This is a genomic window from Candidatus Saccharimonadia bacterium, from assembly GCA_035544015.1.
Classification (GTDB): domain Bacteria; phylum Patescibacteriota; class Saccharimonadia; order UBA4664; family UBA4664; genus UBA5169.
In genome coordinates this window covers 256,232-280,948 of the sequence record DATKIP010000076.1, presented here as the reverse complement: position 1 = coordinate 280,948, position 24,717 = coordinate 256,232, and the positions used below count along the sequence as shown (strand labels likewise).

Sequence of the window (24,717 nt, the reverse complement as noted above, 5' to 3'; positions counted from 1 at the left end):
CCACGCGGTCTGCATCATCTCATTCCAGAACCATCACTATTATGGGGCTCATCAAGGAGATGATATGTCTGCTAATAAATTGTTTGTAGGATCGCTTGGATACAGCGTAACTGACGAAGAGCTCGCTGAGCTTTTTGCCACTGCCGGTACGGTAGTGTCGGCCAAGGTCATCATTGACCGCGACATGAACCGCTCAAAGGGCTTCGGCTTCGTAGAAATGAGCACCGACGAAGAGGCTCAGAACGCGATCGCTCAGCTGGCCGGTAAAGAACTTGGTGGCCGCGCGATCGTCGTGAACGTCGCCAAGCCAATGACCGAGCGCAGCAGCAACCCCAGCTCTTCGCGCGGCAGCCGCTACTAAGCAGTCGTGAAATTTTTCGTACCGCAGGCCAGGCCTCATGAGGCCGAGACGGTGTATGGGCAGACCCGCGACTTGCTCAAGGAGCAGTTGCGCTGGCCCATCACCGACCGTCGCATTGCGAGCCTGCGGTATGTGCACGACAAAAAAGTTTGCACCGCTACGGTGGGGCAGCTCGAAAATCAAAATCACCGGTACGAGATTGTGGCGATTTATGAATCGTCCCTCTACATCGTCTACACCCGCGCGCCCAATGGGGCCGCGGGTGTAACGATTTTGGTGGCTAAGGAAGAAGTTACTGACGTTGAGGATTTTGACGCCTAATCTTTGGCTCCTCCGGCAATGGTCTGTCCTGGCTCAGCGAACGCTTTCCTTCGTTTAAATTCTATCCTCTTTCTTGTCCGGCGCTGAGGCTGCGGACAGACCATTGCCTGCGGCGCGCTGCTTGAAGGCGGGGGTTTTGTGGGTTGAAAACGCTTATGCTGGGGGAATGCACATAACAACCGGGCGGCGGGACGATTACGATGGCGCTACTTCGTAATGGGTCAGGAGGGTTGGATGGCAGCAATGATGTTGGGAATATTTGGCGATGTGGGACAGGCGGACCGAGCACTGGCCCAGTTGCGTGATTATGGCTACAGTCCGGAACAAACGCGGCGCGTGGATGGTATTGCCGTGGGGCTGCGGGTGCGCGACGAGGTCGTTGCGATAGTGCGGCGCATACTCGAGGGCAATGGTGCGCGCGACATTAGCTTGGTAGACGTGGCCGGCGAAGTCCCGACCGTGCGACTGCCGGTGTTTGGCGAATGGCGGCACGCAGCCGAAGATTACGCTGACGAAATTGACGATAAGGTGTGAGGCCCGAGAGCGGCTACACCTGGTAGGCGCTTGAGCTCGTATCGCCGCCGTGACCGGTCCAGTCGGCGTGCGAGAACTCGCCCCGTGGCCGGTCGGTGCGCTCAAAGGTGTGTGCGCCAAAGTAGTCGCGCTGAGCTTGGATCAGGTTGGCGGGCAGATTAGCTGTGCGGTAGCCGTCGTAAAAAGCGAGCGCGGTGCTCATGGCGGGTACGGGCACGCCGGCGGTCACGGCGTCGGCGACCGTGGCGCGCCACGCCGGCCCGGCCGCCTCGATGGCGGCGGCAAAGAACGGCGTTAGCAGCAGGTTGGTGAGCTGGGGGTCGGCGTCGTAGGCGGCCTTGATGTCGCCCAGGAAACGGCTGCGGATGATGCAGCCGCCGCGCCACATGAGGGCGATGCCACCGTAGTTTAGATTCCAGCCGTACTCAGCGGCGGCCGCGCGCATCAGCATGTAGCCCTGGGTGTAACTGACGATTTTGGCGGCGTAGAGCGCCTGGCGAGCCTGCTCGAGGTAGGCCGCCTGGTCGGCCGGCGGGGGCACGGCGGGGCCTTTGAGCCGGCCGGCCGCCGCGACGCGCTCGTCCTTGAGAGCCGAGAGGCAGCGCGCGAACACGGCCTCGGCGATGAGTGTCACCGGAGTACCTAGCTGCGCCGAATCAATCACCGTCCACTTGCCGGTGCCCTTTTGGCCGGCGGCGTCGAGGATGTGGTCGACCAGCGGCGAGCCGTCGGAGTCTTTGAAAGCGAGGATTTCGGCGGTGATCTGGATGAGGTAGCTATCGAGCTCGGTTTTGTTCCACGCGGCAAAGATTTTGGCCATGGCATCGGCGCTCAGGCCGAGCCGGTCGCGCAACAGCTGATAGGCTTCGGCGATGAGCTGCATGTCGCCGTACTCGATGCCGTTGTGCACCATCTTCACGTAGTGGCCGGCGCCGCCCTCCCCCACCCAGTCGCAGCAAGGGGTGCCGTCTTCGACCTTGGCCGCGATAGCCTGAAAGATCTCCTTAACCTCGGGCCACGCGGCCGGGGTGCCGCCGGGCATAATGGACGGCCCGCGCCGCGCGCCCTCCTCGCCGCCCGAAACCCCGGCCCCCACATACAGCAGCCCCTTGGACTGAGCGTACTCCACGCGGCGGGCGGTGTCGGTAAAGAGCGAGTTGCCGCCATCGATGATGATGTCGCCAGCTTCGAGGTGTGGTAGCAATTGCTCGATGGCCTCGTCCACGGGCGCGCCGGCCTTCACCATGAGCATCACGCGACGTGGCCGCTTGAGGAGTGAGACCATTTCGGCCACCGAGTGCGCGCCCACTACCCGCGTGCCTTTAGCGGGACCGGCCAAAAAATCGTCGATTTTGCTCAGCGTGCGGTTGAACGCCACGACGGTAAAGCCGTGGTCGTTCATGTTGAGAATAAGGTTTTGGCCCATGACGGCTAGGCCCATGACGGCGATATCGGCCTTGGGTTCGGTATTGTTCGGCATACAGCGTGGCGTCCTCGTTTGTGCTTATTGTACCGCATCGGCCCGAGGAGAGTTTTTTAGTTGCGCAGGGTCTTCAGGGCGCCGGCCCAGCGAACGACTTGGTCGAAGATTTTGTTGAGTTGGGCCTCGTGATGCGAGGTGGGTTGAAAGTCTTTCATATTTTCAAAATCAGATCGCAAAAAGAGCATCAGTTGCTCGCGGACATCGGCCAACTGAAGCTCGCTGACGACGCCGCGCAGATGCTCCACGGCCCGGGCGCCGCCCGATGATGAGCCATAGCTCACGAACCCAACCGATTTGTCACGCCACTCGCGCGAGAGGAAATCAATAGCGTTTTTGAGCGCGCCAGGAATGCCGTGATTGTACTCGCCGGTGACGATGACGTAGCCGTCGGCTTCGGCGATTTTTTGAGACCAGCGTTTGGTGTGCTCTTTGGTGTACTGATCGGCGACCGAGGGCGGCACCGGTTCGTCGAGTAAGGGTAGATCATAGTCCTGGACGTCGACCAGTTCGACTTCAAAATCGGTCCGTTTTTGACCCATTTCGTAGGCCCATCGGGCCACCGCCTCACCGGTCCGGCCGGGGCGTGTGCTCCCGAGGATAATCTGAATCTTGAGCATCATGCCCTCCGCTCTCGTTTTTAGTATTTCAAATGTACGAGGATTACTTTACTTTGTAAAGTAACTCAATTTTACTTCTTAAAATGGGCGGCCATGTAAATACCAATGCAGGCGAGCAGTATACCGGCGATCTGCAGCAAGGTGAGCTTCTCGTGCCAAATGAGCCAGCCAAAAAGCGTTCCATAAATGATGAGGGCGATATAGAACAACGGCGTGAAGGCAGACTGGGGTGCGCCGAGACTGTAGGCCTTGATGATGCCGAAGTTTCCAAAGCTAATGAACAGCCCGATGCCGACGGCGATCGAGAGATATTTGGGCGGAAGTTGCAGAGATTTGTTCGGCGACGTCAGAAAAAAGAGCAGCAGCATGACGACGAGGCCTACGAGGGAGGCATAGGCGTTGATCAAAAAGGCTGAGATGTCCTTGGGCAGCAATTTTGACAAAGCCTGATAGCTGACGAATAAGAGCGGCGTCGTGACAGCGAGTATTTTCCAGTCGAGCATGGCTCCTCCGACGTCATCATAGTGGATGGACTCATCGGCGGCAATTGTCGAAATCGGCGGCCGCTGGATAGTCTTTTGGGGCGCGCACCTTGTCAGCCCATCGGCGGCTACCTATAATCGGCGGGTAACCAAATGGTGACACCATGGCAGACCGACACATTCCAACACTGTACGAATGGGCTGGGGGGTCCGAAGCCTTTGAGCGGCTCGTGACGACGTTTTACGATTTGACGCTCCAAGACGAACTATTGCGGCCGTTTTTTGAGCATATGTCGGCGAAGCATAAGCATTATGTGGCATTGTGGCTTATCGAGGTTTTTGGCGGTCCTAAGGTATATTCTGAGGTCTACGGGGCCTTGAAGGGCCATCCGCACATGATTCGGCGGCACCTGGAACTCACGATTCCAGAAGCGGCACGAGTGCGGTGGATTCAGCTCATGCAGCGCGCCGCGGACATCGAGAAGTTGCCCAACGATGCGGAGTTTCGTTCGGCCTTCGTGGCTTATTTTGAGTGGGGCACTCGTATGAACCAGGTGTTTGCGAACGGGGCTCCGGTGCCGGACGAGTCGCCGGTGCCGAGCTGGGGCTGGGGGGAACGAACGCCATATATACCACCCGAGTAGGGCTAGTGTTGGGCGGATTTGTGCTTCGGCGCGCGGCATGAGAAGATTTTGACTATGGAATTTTTACACGACTTGGCACGGACCTATCCGCTGATGCGGGGCGGGGCGATATTGTTTATTTTGGTAGGCTTGGGGATTATTATCGGCGGCTTTGGCCGGCGGCGCTGGATGCTCGGCTGGCTCATCGGCGGGGCCGTGGCGGCGGTGCTGGCGATGGCCGGGCTCTCGATCACCAAGGTGATATTTGCCGGCTTGGGCTCACCGTCACCACTGCATTGGATCATCATGGGCATAGGGTTTGCGGTGGAGTTTTGCCTGGTAAATTACGTGGTGTTTACGATCAAGGATCACGACTCCCGGGAGTTTTGGCTATGGATGCTCGTGGTGGTGGGAGCGCATTTTCTGGTTTTTACCTTTTCGCACGGGCCGTTTGCGGGCGCACTAGGATTGATCTGTATCGCCAATGCGCTGATTGGGCTGAGGCTTAAACGGGTTGATTTTCACGCTTTTTGGATCGTCGACGGCTTCTTGAAGCTGGCGGTGGGCTGCGCTATGCTAGCCGCCACCCTCGTTTAGCGACGGCTGGCTATCGCGAACTGCGCTGGTCGTCGCGCAGATACATGTAGATGAAGAGTGCCACAAACGAGACCGCAAAACAGACGGCGCCAAACGTGTCTTCGCGCGGGAACGAAGCGAAGTGCGTGAGGGGCAGCGGTAGGGTTTCGGGATGATGGCTGGCATTTTGAGCAATGTAGACCCAGCCGGCGAATCCAAACACAAACACGGTAAAACTGAAGGCACGTAATATTTTTTTCACGAAGCTTAGTATACCAAATGAATATTCATTGCGGGGTTAATTCTTTTTTCATTTTTCCGTTTTTTCATTTTTACCGAGACGAGCAGAGCCCTAAAGTGGTCGGCTCAATTGGCTTATTCTGGGAGTTTGACTATTGCCAATTGCCAGATATTCGACATCGACGCTCCGATCAGATGAGATCCTGCTCAAATGTCGCGTTGCGAGGAGTTCCCATGGATCAAAACTGGGGTTGGAGCGGCCACAGAACAGTGGAGCGGCTGGGGTCGGTGAAGATTTTTGGTCATAATGCTAAAAACGCCGCTCTTATCCTTTTTTTAGCTGTCCGGCTAGGGGCGTAGGGTCGCCACGCGGGGCGTCGAGCGAGAGACTGGCCCACCGCTACGGCGGTTATCAAAGGTGGAGTCGGCCTCAACGTTCACCTTTCTATAGCCAGAAAGAGCGAGATGGCCGACCTCGCAAGTTTTGGGTAGCGGCGACCGCCATTCGACCGAGGCCGCAGATCGTTCTGCAACCATAGCTACCAAGCATTTTAAATGCCTCTTTGAAGTAAAGAAGTCGATTGTGAGGAATTCCTGGTTGGCCCTTCTGGGGGGTTTTGAGGTCGAGTGATTACTTCGTATTTAATCTTTCCCTTGTAATGTTCATGATGCAATTTCTATCAATACCTAGTTAACTTTGTTTAATTTCTAGGCGGTCATGAAAATTCTCTTGATAGACGATAATCAGCTTATCTTCGACAGTGTGAAATCGAGACTAGCTCCAACCTACGTGGTCGATTCGGCCGACACGGGGTACGAGGGCATCGAGCGCGCGCGTTTGATTCGGTATGGACTGATTTTGCTCGATTTGGGGCTGCCGGATATGGATGGGTTTGAGGTGTGCCGCGCACTCCGTAGTGCCAATGTTGGGGCGCCGATCTTGATATTGACGGTCCGCAAGGACTCAGCCACCTCGGTGCGATTGCTCAATTGCGGAGCTGACGACTTCCTTACGAAGCCGTTTAACGGTGATGAGCTCAGGGCTCGGATTGCGGCGTTGCTGCGGCGTAGCAGCGAGATGCATGAGGAAAAAATCATCAAAGTCAGCGACCTAACCATGAATGTGACCCGGCGCCAGGTGACGCGTTCGGGCACGATCATTTCATTGCGACGCAAAGAATTTGATATTTTGGAATATTTGATCAGCAATCAGGGACACGCCCTCACGAGGTCGATGATTCTCGACCACGTCTGGGAGGCCGGCACCGAGGGCTGGAATAATACCGTGGACGTACACATCAAGCACCTGCGCGATAAGGTGGATCGGCCGTTTGGGATGCCGCTGATCAAGACAGCCTATGGGATCGGTTATATGGTCGATGACACGTAGGGAAAGGCGCGACCGCTAGTCTTGCTGTAGTACCGCGAGCACATTGCCGGCCGGGTCCTTGAACCAGGCAATGTCGGGGCCGCGGCCAGTGGTGAGGCCTCGGGCGATGTCGCCGTCGTCGGTCAGGTCGTCGTAGTGTTCAAACGTAACGCCTTTGGCCTTGAGCGCCTTCACGGCCGTGTCGATGTCGTCGACGGGGAAATTGAGAATGGTGAAGCTGGCGGGTACGTGGTCGTCTTTGGGGTACACAAAAATTGGATTTGAGCCGGCTATCTTGAGCGATAGGCCCATGGGATCTTCTTGCACTTCGATGCCTAGGGTTTCGCTATAAAACTTTTTGGCCGCCGCTTGATCGTCCACGGAAAAACCGCTAAATGCGTGGGTGTCTTTAAACATGCTCTGCCCTCGTTATGTATGCTCATCTTACGCTTTTTTAGTGGGCTGTGGCGGATGATCCGGATTGCGGGGCGCTCGAGAGTGAACACGGCTTGGAGGGCTGATCGACACAGATTTGGAGCTTCGCGTTTTGAGTTTGGGTGGAGGCCCAGCCTTTAGCAGCATTTTCGGCGTTCATGTTGAGCCCCTGGGTGGTGCGGTACCACACAATGTTCGTGGCCCCGACCGCAACAAACAGCGCAATGATAAGCCAGTCTCGAATATGCAGCTTCGGTTTGGGTTTGGGCTTTAATTTTTTCGCCATAATGTCGCCTTCTTGGCTTAATATAGCGTTTACAAGCGCTTTGATCAATAAGCACGAGCATTATGAGCGGATTTGAGCATTTTGGGCCGACTTGGCCGTGAGAGCGCGTAAGCCCCTTGCCAAAGGCAGAAGTTTTATTACCATGGTCTGCGTTTGCTTCGAATGCTCGCGAAAGGCGAGGGACTGCAGCCTGAACCGCCCGCGAACTCTCCCGCCTTGGGCAGGGCGCCGTCTGCCGGGTCTGATCAACCCGACTGCGCGTGCGCCCTGCCCAAGTGTGGTCATCCCCGTTCACCCCTATAGCTTGGCGTGTCATTCCCGCCAATCAGCCGGCGACGCTTGAGGTCATTGAACCGTGGTTCAGAGATTTATTAGTGCCACCTGCTACTAGGCGTCTGGGGCGGCGCGCACAACGGCCATGAGATCCTTGGGATCGGCTAGCGAGGGTGTGAAATTGTGCTCCTCGCCGAGTCCATAGCGCTCGGTTAGTTCGTAGGTGAGCCGCAGCGCGGAGTAATCTTCCAGGCCGATGCCGACCGAATCAAACAAGGTGATGTCGTCATCGTGTTGGCGGCCGGATTTGGCGCCGGTAATGAGCTCGTGGAGTTCGCCCAGTACGGCTTTTTTGGCTTCAGGGAGGCTAAATCGCTGTATCTCTCCCTCTATAAACGATTGGTCGAAATACTCTACTACGATGCGACATCGGGGCAGTAGGGTCGCCTCCAGCTCGGTCTTGCCGGGGCAGTCGCCGCCCAGGCCATTGATGTGCACGCCGGGCTTGATCCAATCGTTTTTGATGACGTCGACGTGCGCCTTGCAGGCGGTGCAGACGGTCACGATGTCGGCGCCAGCGGTGGCCTCCTCGGCGCTGTGGCAACGCACCAGCCGCAGCGGCGACCCGGCCAGGTTGCGCTCGAACTTATCCATAGCCGCGGGATCGATGTCGAAATAGCGCACGCTGGTAAGATTGCGCACCAGCTGCGCGGCCTGCACCTGAAATTCACTTTGCGCGCCGGTGCCGATAATGGCTAGGATGGACGCGTCTGGGCGCGCCATCAGGTTGGTGACGAGCGCCGAGGTGGCGGCGGTGCGCAGGGCGGTGAGGAGCGTCATTTCGCTGTACAGGAGCGGGTAGCCGGTATCGATGCGCGAGAGCTGGCCTGTGGCGACCACGGTCTGAAGCCCGAGCTCGGGATTTTTGGGATGGCAGTTGACGTATTTATAGGTGTAGTAGGTGCCGTCGCAGACCGGCATGAGCTCGAGCACACCGCCAGGCACATGCATGGCGGGGCGCGGCATTTGGGTGAATTGTGCCCAGCGCCCAAAATCGCGCTCCAGGGCCCGCATGAGGTCGGTAAGGTAGGCATCGAGGCCGTGGCGGCCGATGAGCGTGGCGAGGGTTTCGACGGTGAGGATTTTCATTGTCTGTATTGTAAATCATTTATGATGTCCTCGGGAGCGGCTGCCGACACTAGTAGCGCCCCTGCACCTGCTGGGCAACAGTGCGGAAGGCATCATAGGCGGGCTTTTTTGAGCCGTCACTGCGCCGGAGGCCAAAGCCGTCTTCGTTCTTGTGGCTAGTGGGTAGCCATTGATCTGAATCGGAATGCACGAAGAGTGGTCCCACATTGGCCTTGTCATACCAGATATCCAGGCCTTGTTTGACTATTTGGGCTTGGCTCGCTTCAGTGACGTGATCGGGTCGGTTTCGCTTCGTCGGCTGGGCTACCGCACGCGCGCCCGTTGTGGGCGCGCCATACTCCGTGCCCCAAATTTGCTTGTTACCCCAGCCGGCTCTGGCCATGATGGTGCGGAGGTTGTCTTTGGGTCGACCTTGATCAACCGTGTAAAACGCATTGTAGCTGACGGCCCGGGCGGGTGGCACCGGCCAGCTATAGGGGTGGACACCTACGGCATCAAATAATTTGGGATTCAGATACGGGAGCATTTGGGCCAGAAAATCGCTTTGGCGCATGCCTTTGGGAAATTTTGGCTCAAACATCGGGGCGAGGCCGCCGGTGACGACAAGGGTGCCCGGGCTGTTGTGACGAATTTCGCGCGCGGCGGCATTGGCCAGGGCGGCGTAGGCTCGTGGGTCGTAATATACGGTTTTGTTGCGGCGGGCGGTTTTCCAATAGGAGCTTAGATTTGGCTCGTTCCAGATCTCCCAGGCGCGTATGCTCTGGTGCTTATATCGAATGGCGGCCGTCCGAGCAAATCGGGCGAAGGCAGCGTTGCTTTGGGGGTTGCATTTTTGGGCCGCGGCTTTGGTGATGACCAAAGTGGCGCAGCGGGGCTCCGCGGCCCAGGGCGCCGTGTAGTCTAGGACGGCCAGGATTTTGAGGTGGTGCACACCGGCCACGCGCACCACGCGATCATACATTTTCCAGTGGTAGATGGTCGGCCCTTCGGGTTGAATGGCCGGCCAGCTGAAGTCGACTCGGATCCAGGTGGCTCCCAGCCTTTCAATGTCGGCTAGCCGGCTATCGAGGTCCTTGTCGTTCATTCGCAGAAGCGTGGCACCGGTGGCGATACCGACTTCGTCTCTCGTGGCGGCCTGCACCGGCGGCACTGTGGCGAGCTCAAAGATCACGAGACTGAGCATCAGCCCCCAATACATACCGGTTTTCAATAACCGAACGTGTGCTCGCATAACATGACTGTCCTTTCTGAACTGTCGGGATTATAGCAACTTTTGTTGACGATATTATGAAACCGGATCGGGGGGCGGCCTACCCAGACCTCCAAGTTAATACTCACATCACATCCTTCTTCTACATTGTTACGTGCAGCTACGGATACACGATAATGGAGGAGGCCTCACTATTACCAAGCTGGTTAAAAGATTTTTTGGTTTTCTGATCGTCGGCGTTCTGCTTGGTTTGGGCTGCGTGGTTTTTTTGAGCCGATCGGCGCTGGCGGAGCAGGCAGACGCTTGGCACCTGGTGCCTCGCCCTCAAAGATTCACGGAATTATATTTTGCTGATTACCTTCGCCTATCGACTGCGCCGAAGCCCGGTTCGACGCAAACCGTGGCGTTTACGGTGCATAATCTCGAGCACCGATCGACAGCGTATCGCTACGAACTTACATCTCTGGCGGCAGACGAGCAGACCGGGAAGACGCTGGGGAGTGGGTCGATTATGCTGGCGCACGGGCAATCGAAGGTGACTGAGCAAGTTATCGCGGTGCCTTCGCCTCGAAAGCGAACGCTCATCAAGGTTTCTTTGAGCTATGAGGGTATTGCCTTTGGGGACAGCCGTCCCACCCCGCAAACGCAATCGATTCATTATTGGGTCGAAGCTACTCGTGCCGTTTTGAGCGACAAGGTGCACCATGCGACCAAGTGATACGAAGTCTACCAAAGTGGCGGTGGTGATTCCGTGCCATAACGAGGCGGCCAGTATCGGCCATGTGATAGCCAAATTCCCCCTCGACGAGCTAGCCCGGCATGGCGTACAGCTCGAGATACTCGTCGTTGATAATGGCTCTTCTGATAATACGGCCGAAATTGCGCGAGAAGCTGGCGCCACGGTGATTCACGAATCGAAAAAGGGCAAGGGCAATGCCCTGCGAGCCGGATTTCGAACGGTTTCCCCCGACTCCGAGTATGTTGTGATGCTCGATGGCGACGACACGTATAGCCCTGGGGAAATTCTGCGCGTGATAGAGCCATTGCGGAGTGACTTCTGCGATGTGGTAGTGGGTTCGAGACTCGGCGGTCGGATTCAGAGCACGGCGATGAGCAGATTTAACCGGTTCGGCAATCGGGTCTTCACGACCGCTGTGCGCGTGTTGTACGGCGCGAACGTAACCGATGTGCTCACGGGATATTTTGCCTGGAAGAAGGTGGCACTCGATGCCCTGGAGCCGCATGTTAAAAGTACCGATTTTGCTATCGAGATGGAGATGATCACCAAAATGGCTCGGCTCCGGCATCGGATGGCATCGGTTCCGATAAGCTACCACCCGCGCGCAGGGGCGTCTCATTTGCATCCGCTAAGAGATGGCTCGCGTATTCTGCTCATGTTCATGCGGAACTTGGCCTGGCGCCCCCCGGCGGTACCCGAAGGGCGGAAGATCGTATTTGTAAGCGATGCGATTTATCCCTATATGAAGGGCGGAAAAGAAAAGCGCCTGCATGAAATCACCAAGCGATTGGCGCTCATGGGGTATGACGTTCACATCTATACCATGCACTGGTGGAATGAACCCGCTAAGACTCGGATGGAATTCGGGGTGCACTTGCACGCGTTGAGTAAATATTACGAGATGTACCATGGGGACCGCCGGACGATCCGGGAGGGTATAGGGTTTGGCTTGGCGTGCTTTAAGCTCTTTCGGGTTCAGTTTGATGTGCTCGATGTGGACCATATGCCGTTTTTCCCGATTTTCACGGCCTGGATTGTGTGCACCTTGCGCGGTCGCAATCTGTCGGCTACCTGGCATGAGGCACTCACCTACCAGGAGTGGGTCAACTACATGGGGATGGGTGGATTTGTGGCCGCGGGGGTTGAACGGCTCAGCATTCGCCTGCCTCACCACATCACCGCCGCATCGGCCCACACCAAGGAGCTCCTTGAGACTATTCACGGGCGCAGTCGGCGCGTCAACCTGGTGGCCTCCGGCATTGATGCTTCGCTCCTGAGGGCTGTGCGAACGAGCCCCATTCGTGTGGACGCGCTGTATGTGGGGAGGCTCGTGAAAGACAAAAACGTCGATGAACTGATTGCGGCGGTGGATATTATTCGGCAACACCATCCTGAAGTGTCTTGCCTGATAATTGGCGACGGGCTGGAGAAGCCTCGCTTGAAGCAGGAGGTTACGAAACGGAAGCTGGAAAAGAACATTACGTTCTTGGATTCTCTACCCGAGGCGTCGGAAGTGTACGGCTACATGAAAGCTGCTCGGGTTTTTTGTTCGCCGTCGACCCGCGAGGGTTTTGGAATTACCTCGCTCGAGGCCTTAGGGTGTGGCACGCCGGTCGTTACGATCGATAGCCCCGGCAATGCGGCGCGCCATTTCATACAGGAGGGCCTGAATGGGAGCAAGGTTGTGCTCTCTCCTCGGGCACTGAGCGAGGCGATTTTGTACTGGATCTCCTTCGCCAGTAAGCCGATTATCTCGATGCCGGTAGCTGAATACGATTGGAACCAGCTGGCCAAAAAACAAGTGGAGGCATACATGCTATGAATATTCTGCATGTCTGCAAGAAGTATCCCGATGCGCTGGGCGGCGACGCGGTAGTGGTATCCAATTTGCGACGTCAGCAGCAAGCGGCCGGCCACGACGTAGCGGTGGTGACATCAAATTGCAACGAAATACTTAAGGGTCGGCATATCTACAAGATTGGGATGAAGGATACTCCGGCCAGCCTTGATTCGATCACCCCGAAACGGCTGGTGTCTCTGGTGATTTTATCTCTGGGGATGTTTGGTATTTTGCGGAGAGAGCGGCCGGATGTGATCCACACGCACTCGATAGATATGGCTTTTTTTGTTTCGTTTGCGGCCCGGTTGTACGGGATTCCCATGGTTCATACCTTTCATATCGTAACGTTCTACGATGCGACCCAGTCGGCGCTCCGTCGAAAATCTGAACTATGGCTCGCGCGCGCGGCTCATCTGCGCTCGGCCACGGCGCCTAATAGTTATGACGTGGCGAAGCTGCAGGCTGCAGGACTTGTCCAAACCGTACTGCTGCCTAACGGTGTGGATCTCGCATTCTGGCGGGGAAGATGATGTCAGTGAAATCGGAGGTTTATACCTTTTTGTCGATCGGCCGCCTTGAGCGCCAAAAGGGGTGCGAGTATCTGATTCGAGCCGCAGCGCTCCTCATCGGGGAGCTGCCGGGAGTGTTCCGGGTGGTAATTATCGGCGACGGCTCGCAATATGACGCCCTGCTTGATCTGGCGCGCGAACTGCGCGTCGAGGACGTGGTGCTCTTGGTGGGGCGTAAGGACCCGAGCGAGGTGAGGACGATGCTTTCGCGGACCGATGCGGCCGTATTTCCGTCGCTCTACGAGACGACGCCGCTGACCCTCCTGGAGGCTTGGGCGGCAACGGTGCCGGTGATCATAACGCCGGTGGGTATTTTGCACGAGGTATCGCCAGATTTCGAGGCAGCCTATATCGTGTCGCCGGGCGATGAGCGCTCGCTCATGCAGGCTATGAGACGGTGCATGACCGACCATGAATCGAGCTCGCGAGTAGCGGCCAAGGGCTACGAGGAGTCGAAAAAATACGCCTGGCCTTTGATCGCGCAATCGGCCGAAGCGATCTACGGGAGTGTCGTATGAGGGCGGAGCATATTGTTCAGGTAAGCTCGTACTACCCTCCCCATCTGGGTGGGCAAGAAAATGCGGTGCATGATTTGGCCACGCAGCTCGCCCGCGACCACCAGGTGGATGTGCTGACTTCAACCGCGGGCGGAGGCGCGGCAGGCACGAGCCTGGAAGACGGCGTGCGGGTAACGCGGTTTGGCGGCGTCGTGTTTGGGCATGCGCCGATCATGCCTTGGTTTCCCATTGGGCTTTTTCGTGCGGCTCGAGCGGGTAGCGTCGTGCACCTGCATATCGGCCAGGCTTTTACGCCAGAAATGGTATGGCTGGTTTCGAAGCTGCGTCGCTTTCGGTACATCGCTCAGTTGCATATTGATTTTGAACCCTCGGGGCCGGCGGGCCTCTTGCTGCCGCTCTATAAACGCCTGGTACTGGGACGCGTACTGAGGTCGGCGGCCATGGTGGTCACCCTCAATGAGCAAACCCTGCGCATGGTTCGTAGGACGTATGGCTGCAAGCGTGCCCGCGTGATGCACAATGGGATAGATGAGGTTTACTTTACTTTGGAGCGTTTGCCATTTGCTCCCCAGCCACCCAACATCCTGCACCTCCTGTTTGTGGGACGGCTTAGTAAACAAAAAAATGTTCCGGTGCTGCTGGAGGCTCTGCGTAAGACCAAACGGAGCGTGCATTTAGATATCGTGGGCGACGGTGAAGAGCGGGCCGTGATAGACGGCTTCATTGCGGATTACGGCCTAGGGAATGTGACCGTGCACGGCCGGCTCAAACGACAGGAAGTGATGCGATTTTATGAAGCGTGCGATGCGCTCATCATGCCTTCGCTCTACGAGGCCCAGCCTCTCGTGTTGTTTGAGGCGATGGCAGCCCGGATACCGATTATCGGCACGGACGTGATCGGGGTGGCAGATCACATCCAAAAGGTGGGGATTATCGTGGAGCCGACGGCGACAGGTCTGGTTCGGGGCATTGATGAATTCTACGACCGCTACTCCTCATTACCGGAAATGGTGTCGCGGGGGTTCGCGTCGGCGGAGGGGCTGCGATGGAACCGGACCTTGAAAGAATATGAAGATCTCTATGAAGAAATTCTGGGAGATTAGTACCAACAAGACCGCGGCCGAGCTTTTGGGCTGGCTGTTGGTTACGGATGTGCTGATTTGGCTCGTTGATAGCGCGGGATGGTGGCCGCTTCGGGTCGGGCTGTTTGTGAGTTTGGTATTTCTGCCGGGGGTGGCATTGCTGCGAGCGTTGCGCATTACGCTCAAAACGATCTCGGCCGGCGTGCTGTATAGTTTTGGCCTCAGCGTGCTCGTGTTGATGGTGAGTGGATTGGTGACGAACCAAGCCCTGATGATGGTCGGCATCAGCCGGCCGCTCGAACTCCCGGGCATTGCTATCATCTGGACGCTGGTAACGGCCGCGATTATTGTGGCGGGTGTTTTCACCAACCCGCAGCCGGCCAAGCTGCGACGATGGTCGCTGGCGGGGGTATCGAACCTGGCATGGATGTTTGGGTTCCTCACGCTGCTGCTTCCGGGTCTGGCGGCTTTGGGCGCCATTCGGCTCAATAATGGCGGCGACGCGCTCGTAGCGCAGGCCACGTTGGGCTACGCGGCCATTTTGATCGTTTATGCGTTTGTATTGCGGCGACGTCTGCCCGATGGGCTGCTGGCATGGTTTATTTTCGTGATGGGTCTAAGCATATTGCTCATGACTTCGCTTCGCGGGTGGGATATTTTGGGGCACGATATTGAGCGTGAGTTTCGGGTATACACGCTGGCTCACCTGAACGGACGGTGGGACATTGGCCTCAACCGCGATCCCTACAACGCTTGCTTGAGCATCACTATCTTGCCGGAGATGTTTGCGAAGCTGCTCGGCGTATCGGGCCTGTTGGTATTTAAGCTTATTTTGCAAATTGTCTTCGCGGCCTGCCCGGCAGTGTTGTATGTGCTGCTGCGGCAATATGTGTCGCGTCTCGGCGCCCTGGCGGGATGCATGCTGTTTATTTCCTACCCCACGTTTGTGAATGATTCGGCCATGTTGACTCGCCAGGGCGTGGCCTACCTCTTTTTTGCGCTGGCGTTGCTCGTGATATCGAATAAAACTCAGAAGAAAAGATATCGGCGGCTGTTTTTGCTGTGCGCCCTGGGAGCGGTGCTGTCGCACTACTCGACGGCCTACATGTTTGTGGCGTTGTTTGCGGGGGCGGTGGTGTGCAAGTACGTGGTCGGGTGGTGGCAGAAGCGCCGGTCGCCGCAGTACCGCACTCCCCGCAGCGTGGTATCGCCGCTATACGCGGGGCTGATATTGCTGATGACGTTTATCTGGTATACGCAAATTACCGCTACCTCGAATGGGCTTCTGACGACGATTCGCAGTTCGATCGCCAACATTCCTAAGTTGATGACGGAAGACAATAAATCTTCGGATACCTCCGTGGCGCTGGTTTTTTCGGGCAGCAAGTCGGTGGTGGATTTGTACCAAACCTACATCAAGACTTCCCAGGGTGGTGCGGCTGCACATGAGGCGGGTCCGGCGGAGCCCATGCCTTTGCTTACGAGCGACGACCTGCCGCTGACGTGGCTAGGCAAAAAAGCTCAATCGATGGGCCTGAATCCGTCGATCATTACTACGCTGCGCCAGAATTTTGCCAAATTTCTGCAGCTGCTGGCTTTGGCCGGTGTGCTCTACGCGGTGTATGTCTTGCTACGGAAGCGGCCGGATGCGCTGGGCATTGATACGCTCTTTCGGAAACGGCCCGACACACTTACGATTGATTTTATTTGCCTGAGTATGGCCGGTATTGTGCTGCTGGCCCTCATGGTGGTATTGCCGGTTTTATCAGTGAATTATGGGGTTTTGCGGGCATTTCAGCAGGCGCTTATTTTTCTGGTCTTACCGATCACGCTCCTGCTGGCTCAGCTACACAGACCGCTTCGTGCCTGGATGCGCACGAGCATTGCCACGATAGGGGTGGTGGGCTTGTTTTTTCTTTTTACGGGCATGTTTGCCCAGATGCTGGGGGGAACGAGTCCGTCACTGAGCCTGAATAATCGGGGTCTGTATTTTGGCTTGTATTACTCATCGGCGGCGGATTATGAGTCATTTGTGTGGCTCAAGACACACGTCCCGAAGGGGGGTGACGTGCGAGCCGCAAACTTCAACCGCGCGGTTATGCACGATCCGGAATATCCTTTTGGCCACACGGGCATTTTGCCATCCCAGCTTAAGCCTAAGAGCTACGTCTATCTGGATTACGCCCAGATTGTGTCACAGAAGTTTTATGCGTATTACGAAAGCAGCCCACTCGTAATGACTTTCCCGGTTGGCTATTACGATACGACTAAAAACCAAATTTACAGCACTTCGTCTACGCGAGTGTACCAGTGACGACGGCGGTTTGGCTGACGCCGATATCGGTACGGCTGCAGGCCCTACGTGCCAGCAGCTTAGTGGTGAATGCTTTCTATCTCATGCTCTCGACCTTCGTGGTAGCGGCGGCGGGGCTGGGGTTTTGGGTGGTGGTGGCTCGTACGCACGATACGGCTGCCGTGGGGCTGGCAACGACGCTGCTTTCGGTATCGGGATTGCTTTCGCTTTTGGGGCTGGGGGGCTTTGACACGACGTTTGTGCGCTTTTTGCCGCGATCGGAGCACAAGAATGACTACATCAACAGTGGGTTTATCATTGTGACCCTCGCGAGCGCCGGGCTGGCCCTAGCTCTGGCGCTGGTGTTGCCGCGCATATCGCCCCAGCTTTCGATGCTCGGGAGCGGCTGGGCACTGGTGGGATTTGTGTTTTTCACGGTCGTGACGTCGCTGAATGTGCTGACCAATGCGGTGTTTTTGGCTTACAAAGAAGCTCGATATATTTTTGCGATTAATGCGACGTTTAGCGCGTTTAAGGTGATGCTACCCCTCGTAGTGGTGAACGGCGGCGCCATGGGGATTTTTGTGCTGGCGGGCCTGGCTCAGCTGCTGGGGTTGGTTTTGAGCGTCGCTTGGATGTACCACCGGTTTGGCTACCGATTTTCCCCTCGGCTGGATGTGGACGCGCTGCGGGTGGTACGGAAATTTTCGGTTTCGGTTTATTTCTCGAGCGTTTTGAATTTGATTCCGCCGACCGTCTTGCCGCTGATTATTATTCATCAGCTGGGTCCGGAGCCGGCGGCCTTCTACTACATGGCTTTTACTATCGCGGGGGTGCTCTACACCATCGCCTATGCGTCGATGCAGTCGGTGTTTGCGGAAGGTTCGCACGACGAGACGGCCATCCGGGCGCATGTGACCAAAGCCGCGCGCATGATCGGCGTGACGCTGGTGCCGGCGGCGCTCGTGGTGGCGGCGCTGAGCGGGTGGCTGCTGGGGGTATTCGGCCGGGCGTATGCAGCGCAGGCGGGTGCACTGTTGCAAATCTTTGCCCTCAGTGCGCTGCCGGTGGCGGTGTATTCGGCTCTGGGGGCGATCTTCAAGGTCACTAAGAACCTGCGCGGGGTGGTAGCGATGAATGTGACCTACGCGGGGGTGATTTTGGGCTTGAGTTTTCTCTGGGTGCCCCACGGGGGACTCCTGACGGTGGGCTGGGCCTGGGCGCTTGGTAACGTGGCGGCGTGCGGCGTGGGTGGACTCTGCTTGATGGGAATTAATAATAAACGCTTAGGAGTATAGATATGGCACGGCTTCCCAAGCCAGGCGGCGATCACGATGTTTGGGCCAAAGTATTAAACGATTTTCTCTTGGTGGCGCACAATCCGGACGGCACACCGCGCACGGAGGCAGTGAGCACGCTGGCCGCGGCTACGGTGGGGTTGGCGGATCTGAAAACAAGCAATCCGGCGGGACAGGCGATCGGGAACTTTGTGCTGTCGAATGACGGGATCAACCTGAAGTGGAAGGCCGCGACGGTGCTGGATGTGACGAACTATGGCGCCGTCGGCGACGGCATCCACGACGACACGGCCGCTATCCAATCGGCCATCGACGCAGCTATCAACGGCGGCACGGTGTTTTTGCCACGCGGGGTCTATATGGTCACCGGCCTCGTCCTGCGTAACAAAGGCACCAATATCCTCGGCGACGGCCGTTGGGCGACGCGGATTGTGCGGCTCAGCGGCAACGCTCCGCTGATTACGATGAACGGGTCGGGCAGCAAGATTGGGCATTTGCGATATGCGTCCATCAACAACATCATGCTCAGCGGCAACTTTATGCCCGGCACATTGGTGCAGTCGTATTATGCTGATACGTGTTTATTTGGGCAGATAAATTTCATTCACACGGTCGGCCGGGCTATCGACTTTGTGGAGGTCTGGGATACGCGCTTCCTGGAGTGCGCCTGGGAAGACTGCGGTTCGGCGACTGAGGCCTGTGTCTTACTGCGCAATAGCACGGCTCCGGGAAATTTTGGCTTCAGCAGGGATAATACTAACCAAATTTACTTTAGCTCTTGCCGCTGGGAGGGTTTTCGCAACGGCGCGATTCGGATGGACGGGACCTTTGGCGGTTCCACGGAGATGCTCAACGGAGTCTTCATTGTGTCGTGCAAGATGGAGTCGATTGTGGCGGCTGGGCCCTTCATTCAGACGACCGATAATACGACGGTGGTATTCGTAAACCAGCTCTATGTGGCTGTCACCGGCTTTGATGCGGGCTACTCCACGCCCATTGACGTGATCCAGGACAACGCTTCGCATATCTTTATGTCGAATATCTTTGTGCACTGGGGGGATGTGCCGGGTATCGCGAGCTCGGTGGCACACATTATGAGCAACTCGCCGCATATGTATCAGAGCGTCACCACCTTCTATACCACCGGCGTTCCTTCGCACGCTACAATCTGGACCGAGACGGCCGCCTCCGATGTGACGATTACGAGGCTGTGGTCGAATGCGCCTACTAGCACCGACGGCTTGGGCGACTTCAGCCAAGTGGTGGGCAGCAGCCCGATGACCGGCCTGAACGTGCCGCTGGAGTATCCGGGCGCCTTTCAGATTACCGACCAGGTCACAGACCGCGCACTGATAAAAGTTAATGCGAATACTACCCGGCCGGCGCTGCAGGCGGGGAACGGCGTGGACTTGATCGGCTACTCCGACACCTTCACCACCGAAAAATGGCGGATTATCGGTGCCACGGGCGGGGCGCGGTTTGCGGGCGGGAAGTTTCAGATTGAGCCTACCAAAGGCTATGTGGGGATCAATGCTATGCCGTTTACGGGGATTGCCATGCTCGTGAAAGCCGCGGCGGCCGGCGACCGGGGGCTGGCGATTGTGCGGCCCACCAGTGCGGCGGTCGGTAGGCTCTTGGAGTTTCAGGATGAAACCAACACGCTCCAGGGGCAGGCCTTCGACTTCAGTGGCCGCCCGGTGGCTGTGGGCACTCCGGCGACGGTGACGGCCGGTGCTCAAGTGAGCTACGCCAACCCGCGCGATCAGGTGCGCGACATTGCCGGCAACATCACGGCGGCCGTGAAGCCGAGCCCCACGGCACCAGGCACCATTGTGCGGATTACCTTTTCCAAGCCTTACGCCGCTGCTCCGCTCTCTATCGCCATCAACGACCACTCGGCCATTGCCGCGGACTTGTACGTTTCGGCCCGCAGCGGCAGCAGCTTTGTAGTATCGACACGCTCACCCCTACCCGGAGGCTCGATTCTGAACTTTGACTACACCGTAGCAGCTTAATTAATAATAGGAGTATAGATATGGCACGGCTTCCCAAGCCAGGCGGCGATCACGACGTTTGGGCTAAAGTATTAAATGATTTTTTGTTGGTGGCGCACAATCCGGATGGGACGCCGCGGGCGGAGGCGGTGAGCACGTTGGCGGCGGCGACAGTGGGGCTGGGGGATCTGAAAACGATCAACCCCGCCGGGCAAGCTATCGGCAATTTTGTGCTATCGAACGACGGAGTCAATCTGAAGTGGCGGGCCGATACGGTGTTGGATGTGAGCAATTACGGCGCCAAGGGCGACGGCGCCACCGACGACACGGCGGCCATCCAATCGGCCATCGATGCGGCCGTCAACGGCGGCACCATCTTTTTGCCCCGGGGCGTCTATATGGTCACCGGCCTCGTCCTGCGCAATAAAGGCACCAACATCTTGGGCGATGGCCGCTGGGCGACGCGGATTGTGCGCAAGAGCGGCAACGCTCCGCTCATTACCATTAGCGGATCGGGCACCAAAATCGGCCACATCCGCTACGCCTCCATCAACAACATCATGCTTAGCGGCAACTTCATGTCCGGGCCATTGCTGCGGTCGTATTATGCCGACACCTGCTTGTATGGGCAGATAAATTTCATTCATTGCGTGGGAGCGGCTATCGATTTTGTGGAGGTCTGGGATACGCGGTTTATCGAGTGTGCGTGGGAAGATTGTGGCTCGGCTACCGAGGCCTGCACGCTGCTGCGCAATAGCACGGAGCCCGGTACGTTTGGCTTCAGCGACGATAACACCAACCAGATCTACTTCACTTGCTGCCGCTGGGAGGGTTTTCGCAACGGTGCGGTCCGGCTGGACGGAACCTTTGGTGGCTCCACGGAATTGCTCAATGGTATTTTCTTCGTCTCGTGCAAAATGGAAACGCTCGTGGCCGCCGGGCCGTTCATTCAGGCGCTGGAAAATTCCACGGTTATCTTTGTGAACCAATTGTATGTGGCCGTTACCGGCTTTGACGCAGGCTACTCCACGCCCATCGATGTGATACTGGATAACGCTTCGCATATCTTTATGTCGGACGTGTTTGTGCACTGGGGAGATGTACCGGGCATCGCCAGCTCGGTGGCACATATTATCGGCAACGCTCCCCATATGTATCAGGAAATCACGACGTTTTACACCACTGGCGTTCCTTCGCATGCCACCATTTGGGTGGAGCCCGGGGTGGTAGACGTGACGGTCACCACGCTGTGGTCAAATACGGATAGCAGCACCGATGGGCTGGGCAACTTTAGCCAAGTACTCGGCAGCAGCCCGATGACCGGCCTTAACGTTCCACTGCTGTATCCGGGCTCGTTTCGGGTGACGGATCAAACTACGGGCAATACCCTGGTAAAAATCGACGATAACCCCACCCGGCCGGCGCTGCAAGCAGTGAATGCGGTGGATGTGGTGGGCTACTCCGATGCCTTCACGACTGAAAAATGGCGGATTATCGGGGCTACGGGCGCGGCGCGGTTCGCGGGAGGGAAGTTCCAGATTGAGGCCACCAAAGGTTACGTGGGCATTAATGCTACGCCGTTTACGGGGATTGCCATGCTCATCAAGGCGGCGGTCGAGGGCGACCGGGGTCTGGCCATCGTGCGGCCTACGAGCACGGCCACCAACCGGTTGCTGGAGTTTCAGGACGAGGCCTTCGCTATTCAAGGCTTGTCGATTGATTCTAACGGCCGGCCCGTGGTGGTAGGCACGCCCCCGCACGTGACGCCCGGCGCGCAGGTGAGCTACGCTAACCCGGGGGTGCAGGTGCGCGATGTGGCGGGCAATATCGTGGCCGCGGTGCGCCCCTCCCCCACCGCGCCCGGCGCCATTGCCACGGTGACGTTTTCGAGGCCGTACGCCGTGGCACCGCTGACGATTATGCTCACCGACCACTCGGCCGTAGCCGCCAATCTGTACGTGTCGGCGCGCAGCACCGCCGGATTTACGGTGTCCACGCGCAACGCGCTGGCGGGCGGATCGTTGCTCAATTTTGAATATCTCGTGGTTGCCTAACCATATTGAAACCGGTACTTAATTAATAAACAGTTCATTCTTCTTTGGTATTAATGAAGCCAAAAGGAGATTTCATTACTATGGCCAGATTACCGATACCCGGAGGCGATGTTGATGCCTGGGCGGGAGTGTTAAATGAATACTTGCTGGTATCGCACAATCCGGACGGATCGCAGCGCGTAGAAAGTATTCCGGCTCATTCGGTAGAGCTTCATGATCTCGACGTTAAAAATCCGGCAGATCAAATGCTCACAAATCTCGTGCTCACCAACGACAATACGCGACTCGTCTGGCGGAAGGTTGGCGAGGTTTTGCGCGATACGACGAAGGTGCCGCTCGATAGACTGCAGATCAACGTGCTTAGCTTTGGCGCGAAAGGAGATGGTGTCGCTGATGATACCGCTGCGATACAGGCTGCTATTAACTACGCGGCCAATGGCGGTGTGGTGCATATTCCCCGCGGTACCTATCTTGTGCGCGGGCTCAAAGTTAAGAAGAACGGCATCACCATCACCGGCGAAGCGCGCTGGGGTACACGACTCGTGCGGCATAGCGGCGCCGACCCACTGATTGAGTTTAGTGGCACCGCGACGCTTGACGGCCACATTAAGTACGGTTCGCTTCTGAGCATTACCTTGAGCGGCAACTACCAGCCGGGGGTGCTGCTGAGATCGATCTTTGCCGACAACTTCGTGTACCGCGACGTGAGCTTCATTAACTGCGACGGGCTTTCTATGGACTTCGTGGAGGTGTGGGACACGCGATTTTTCAGCAGCAGCTGGGAGGAGTGCGGCTCCCTGAGCGACCCGGCCGTGCTCTTGCGCAACACTATGCCCTCGGGGGTATTTGGCTTTGGGGTTGATAATACGAACCAGATTCATTTTTTGGGCTGCCGCTGGGAAGGCTGGCGAAATGGCGCTCTAAAGCTCGACGGCGGAGCTAATGGGTCGCCCAATCTGTTGAACGGGATATTTTTGGTGTCGTGTAAAATGGAAAGCCGCCATGCTGCGGGGCCGGCTTTCCAGATCATGGAGGGGACCACAATTGTATTTGTGAACCAGCTCTATATCGCCATGATGGCGGTGGATCCGGATCTGGTAAAACCGCTGGACGCGATCGAGGATCACGGCTCGCACGTATTTATGACGGACGTGTATATACAATGGGGTGCCGAGCTGAGCATTGCCCGGTCTTTGGTACATATTTATCGCAGCGGCCCGCATATGTACTACAAGCTTGATACGTTCTTCCCGGCAGAGGACCCAACGGAGGCGGCGGTTATTGCAGAGCCTGAAGCCGAAGATGTAATTGTATCGAGTACGGTGATCAACCGCGGCAAGCCGACGGTTGGTGATGTGTCCTCAGTGACGATCTCAAGTGCGAGCCGAGGGCTGACTTTGCCACTTGATGCATCGGGTGTGTTTAAGATTACTTCTAATGTTATTCACAAGGACCTGCTAAAGCTCGACAATACTGGCACGCGGCCAGCTCTAAATGCGGTAAATGGGCTTGACCTGGCTGGGTTTTCTGACAGCTATGCGGCGGAAAAGTGGCGGATTGTAGGGCCTACGGGAGCAGCGCGATTTGCCGGCGGAAAGTTCCAGATAGAGGGCACAAAGGGCTATGTGGGAATTAACGCGACGCCCTTCACCGGTATAGCCATGCTCGTGCGGGCGGCGGCCGGTGACGACCGTGGTATTGCTGTCGTGAGGCCATCGAGCACTTCCTTTAACCGCCTGCTGGAATTTCAAGATGAGACGTACAACATCCAAGGCCAGGCTTTTGACTCGAACGGCCGGCCGGTGGCGGTAGGGACGCCGCCGCGGGTTTCGCCCGGCAATCAAGCCAACAGCGCCAGTCCCCGCGTACAGGTGCGAGACGTGGCCGGCAACATTACGGCTACCGTCCGACCCGTGCCGACTGCGCCTGGCACAATCGCCACTGTGACGTTTTCGCGGCCGTACGCGGCGGCGCCGTTGGCCATCATTTTGTACGATCACTCGGTAACTTCGGGTGATCTCTACGTATCGGCGCGAAGCGCTAGTGCCTTTACGGTTTCGACGCGATCGGCGCTCCTGCCAGGTTTGGTCCTCAATTTTGACTATACGGTAACGGCTTAATGGGTAGTTAAGACCAACGCGCGATAGTCGTTAGTACAAGAAAGTGGAGGGATTATGGCAAGATTACCCGTTCCGGGAGGTGACGTTGACGCTTGGGCGGCGATATTGAATGATTACTTGCTGATTACCCATGCCGATGATGGTGCGCAAAAAACTGACAGCATCGGCAGCGCAGCGCTGCAAAGTCGGTCGATTGGGATTCGCCATATGCGCACCACCAATCCAACCGGAGCCAACCTGAACAATCTGGT

24 protein-coding genes are annotated in these 24,717 nt (G+C 57.1%); 16 read left to right on the top strand and 8 right to left on the bottom strand.

Features of this window, described 5'->3' with window-relative positions:
• Positions 1–64 precede the first annotated feature (64 nt).
• The 3 genes from VMT30_05240 to VMT30_05230 all read left to right on the top strand — a co-directional run bounded on the left by VMT30_05240 (position 65) and on the right by VMT30_05230 (position 1,216).
• Complete coding sequence (locus VMT30_05240) at positions 65–361, top strand: RNA-binding protein (GenBank protein ID HVQ44341.1); 297 nt, start codon at positions 65–67, stop codon at positions 359–361.
• Positions 362–367: 6 nt separating this feature from the next.
• Entirely contained in the window at positions 368–682 is a 315-nt protein-coding gene (locus VMT30_05235; protein ID HVQ44340.1) for a hypothetical protein, read from the top strand.
• 234 nt (positions 683–916) lie between these two features.
• Complete coding sequence (locus VMT30_05230; GenBank protein HVQ44339.1) at positions 917–1,216, top strand: hypothetical protein; 300 nt, start codon at positions 917–919, stop codon at positions 1,214–1,216.
• 13 nt (positions 1,217–1,229) lie between these two features.
• Here VMT30_05230 and gnd read toward each other — a convergent pair whose 3' ends face one another.
• The 3 genes from gnd to VMT30_05215 form a co-directional block, all read right to left on the bottom strand.
• A complete protein-coding gene (gnd, locus tag VMT30_05225) occupies positions 1,230–2,696 on the bottom strand; it encodes a decarboxylating NADP(+)-dependent phosphogluconate dehydrogenase (GenBank protein ID HVQ44338.1) in 1,467 nt (488 codons plus the stop codon).
• A 56-nt stretch (positions 2,697–2,752) separates the two neighbouring features.
• Positions 2,753–3,316, bottom strand: coding sequence for an NAD(P)H-dependent oxidoreductase (locus VMT30_05220; GenBank protein HVQ44337.1), 564 nt, complete (start codon positions 3,314–3,316; stop codon positions 2,753–2,755).
• Positions 3,317–3,387: 71 nt separating this feature from the next.
• Positions 3,388–3,819, bottom strand: a complete 432-nt coding sequence (locus tag VMT30_05215; protein ID HVQ44336.1) for an EamA family transporter — start codon at positions 3,817–3,819, stop codon at positions 3,388–3,390.
• Between the two features lie 143 nt (positions 3,820–3,962).
• Between VMT30_05215 and VMT30_05210 the strand changes: the two genes are divergently transcribed.
• A complete protein-coding gene (locus VMT30_05210; GenBank protein ID HVQ44335.1) occupies positions 3,963–4,442 on the top strand; it encodes a group II truncated hemoglobin in 480 nt (159 codons plus the stop codon).
• Positions 4,443–4,496: 54 nt separating this feature from the next.
• The gene (locus VMT30_05205; protein HVQ44334.1) at positions 4,497–5,018 is read left to right on the top strand and encodes a DUF6609 family protein; all 522 of its coding nucleotides are present in this window, start codon (positions 4,497–4,499) and stop codon (positions 5,016–5,018) included.
• Positions 5,019–5,028: 10 nt separating this feature from the next.
• Here VMT30_05205 and VMT30_05200 read toward each other — a convergent pair whose 3' ends face one another.
• Positions 5,029–5,259, bottom strand: coding sequence for a hypothetical protein (locus VMT30_05200; GenBank protein HVQ44333.1), 231 nt, complete (start codon positions 5,257–5,259; stop codon positions 5,029–5,031).
• A 696-nt stretch (positions 5,260–5,955) separates the two neighbouring features.
• Between VMT30_05200 and VMT30_05195 the strand changes: the two genes are divergently transcribed.
• The gene (locus tag VMT30_05195) at positions 5,956–6,627 is read left to right on the top strand and encodes a response regulator transcription factor (protein HVQ44332.1); all 672 of its coding nucleotides are present in this window, start codon (positions 5,956–5,958) and stop codon (positions 6,625–6,627) included.
• A 15-nt stretch (positions 6,628–6,642) separates the two neighbouring features.
• Here the strand turns inward: VMT30_05195 and VMT30_05190 are convergent, their stop codons facing one another.
• The 4 genes from VMT30_05190 to VMT30_05175 all read right to left on the bottom strand — a co-directional run bounded on the left by VMT30_05190 (position 6,643) and on the right by VMT30_05175 (position 9,980).
• A complete protein-coding gene (locus VMT30_05190; protein ID HVQ44331.1) occupies positions 6,643–7,023 on the bottom strand; it encodes a VOC family protein in 381 nt (126 codons plus the stop codon).
• A 37-nt stretch (positions 7,024–7,060) separates the two neighbouring features.
• Entirely contained in the window at positions 7,061–7,327 is a 267-nt protein-coding gene (locus VMT30_05185) for a hypothetical protein (protein HVQ44330.1), read from the bottom strand.
• A gap of 387 nt (positions 7,328–7,714) precedes the next feature.
• The gene (locus tag VMT30_05180) at positions 7,715–8,749 is read right to left on the bottom strand and encodes an ornithine cyclodeaminase (protein HVQ44329.1); all 1,035 of its coding nucleotides are present in this window, start codon (positions 8,747–8,749) and stop codon (positions 7,715–7,717) included.
• 49 nt (positions 8,750–8,798) lie between these two features.
• Positions 8,799–9,980, bottom strand: coding sequence for a cellulase family glycosylhydrolase (locus tag VMT30_05175; protein HVQ44328.1), 1,182 nt, complete (start codon positions 9,978–9,980; stop codon positions 8,799–8,801).
• 133 nt (positions 9,981–10,113) lie between these two features.
• Here VMT30_05175 and VMT30_05170 point away from each other — a divergent pair, with 133 nt between their 5' ends.
• From VMT30_05170 to VMT30_05125, 10 genes are all read left to right on the top strand, one after another.
• Positions 10,114–10,677 (top strand): hypothetical protein, encoded by a 564-nt coding sequence (locus VMT30_05170; protein HVQ44327.1) that lies wholly within the window; start codon positions 10,114–10,116, stop codon positions 10,675–10,677.
• On the top strand, positions 10,664–12,520 hold the full coding sequence (locus VMT30_05165; GenBank protein ID HVQ44326.1) for a glycosyltransferase: 1,857 nt from the start codon (positions 10,664–10,666) through the stop codon (positions 12,518–12,520). Before VMT30_05170 ends, VMT30_05165 begins: the two co-directional genes overlap by 14 nt.
• Positions 12,517–13,068, top strand: a complete 552-nt coding sequence (locus VMT30_05160; GenBank protein ID HVQ44325.1) for a glycosyltransferase family 4 protein — start codon at positions 12,517–12,519, stop codon at positions 13,066–13,068. The genes VMT30_05165 and VMT30_05160 overlap by 4 nt, the downstream gene beginning before the upstream one ends.
• Positions 13,065–13,625 (top strand): glycosyltransferase family 4 protein, encoded by a 561-nt coding sequence (locus VMT30_05155; GenBank protein ID HVQ44324.1) that lies wholly within the window; start codon positions 13,065–13,067, stop codon positions 13,623–13,625. The genes VMT30_05160 and VMT30_05155 overlap by 4 nt, the downstream gene beginning before the upstream one ends.
• Positions 13,622–14,728 carry a glycosyltransferase family 4 protein gene (locus VMT30_05150; GenBank protein ID HVQ44323.1) on the top strand — a complete coding sequence of 369 codons (1,107 nt, stop codon included), beginning with the start codon at positions 13,622–13,624 and terminating at the stop codon, positions 14,726–14,728. The genes VMT30_05155 and VMT30_05150 overlap by 4 nt, the downstream gene beginning before the upstream one ends.
• On the top strand, positions 14,706–17,021 hold the full coding sequence (locus VMT30_05145) for a DUF2206 domain-containing protein (protein ID HVQ44322.1): 2,316 nt from the start codon (positions 14,706–14,708) through the stop codon (positions 17,019–17,021). Before VMT30_05150 ends, VMT30_05145 begins: the two co-directional genes overlap by 23 nt.
• Positions 17,018–18,298 (top strand): oligosaccharide flippase family protein, encoded by a 1,281-nt coding sequence (locus VMT30_05140; GenBank protein ID HVQ44321.1) that lies wholly within the window; start codon positions 17,018–17,020, stop codon positions 18,296–18,298. Before VMT30_05145 ends, VMT30_05140 begins: the two co-directional genes overlap by 4 nt.
• 2 nt (positions 18,299–18,300) lie before the next feature.
• On the top strand, positions 18,301–20,313 hold the full coding sequence (locus VMT30_05135; GenBank protein ID HVQ44320.1) for a glycosyl hydrolase family 28-related protein: 2,013 nt from the start codon (positions 18,301–18,303) through the stop codon (positions 20,311–20,313).
• A gap of 20 nt (positions 20,314–20,333) precedes the next feature.
• Positions 20,334–22,346 carry a glycosyl hydrolase family 28-related protein gene (locus tag VMT30_05130; GenBank protein ID HVQ44319.1) on the top strand — a complete coding sequence of 671 codons (2,013 nt, stop codon included), beginning with the start codon at positions 20,334–20,336 and terminating at the stop codon, positions 22,344–22,346.
• A 344-nt stretch (positions 22,347–22,690) separates the two neighbouring features.
• On the top strand, positions 22,691–24,466 hold the full coding sequence (locus VMT30_05125; protein ID HVQ44318.1) for a glycosyl hydrolase family 28-related protein: 1,776 nt from the start codon (positions 22,691–22,693) through the stop codon (positions 24,464–24,466).
• Positions 24,467–24,717: the final 251 nt, after the last annotated feature.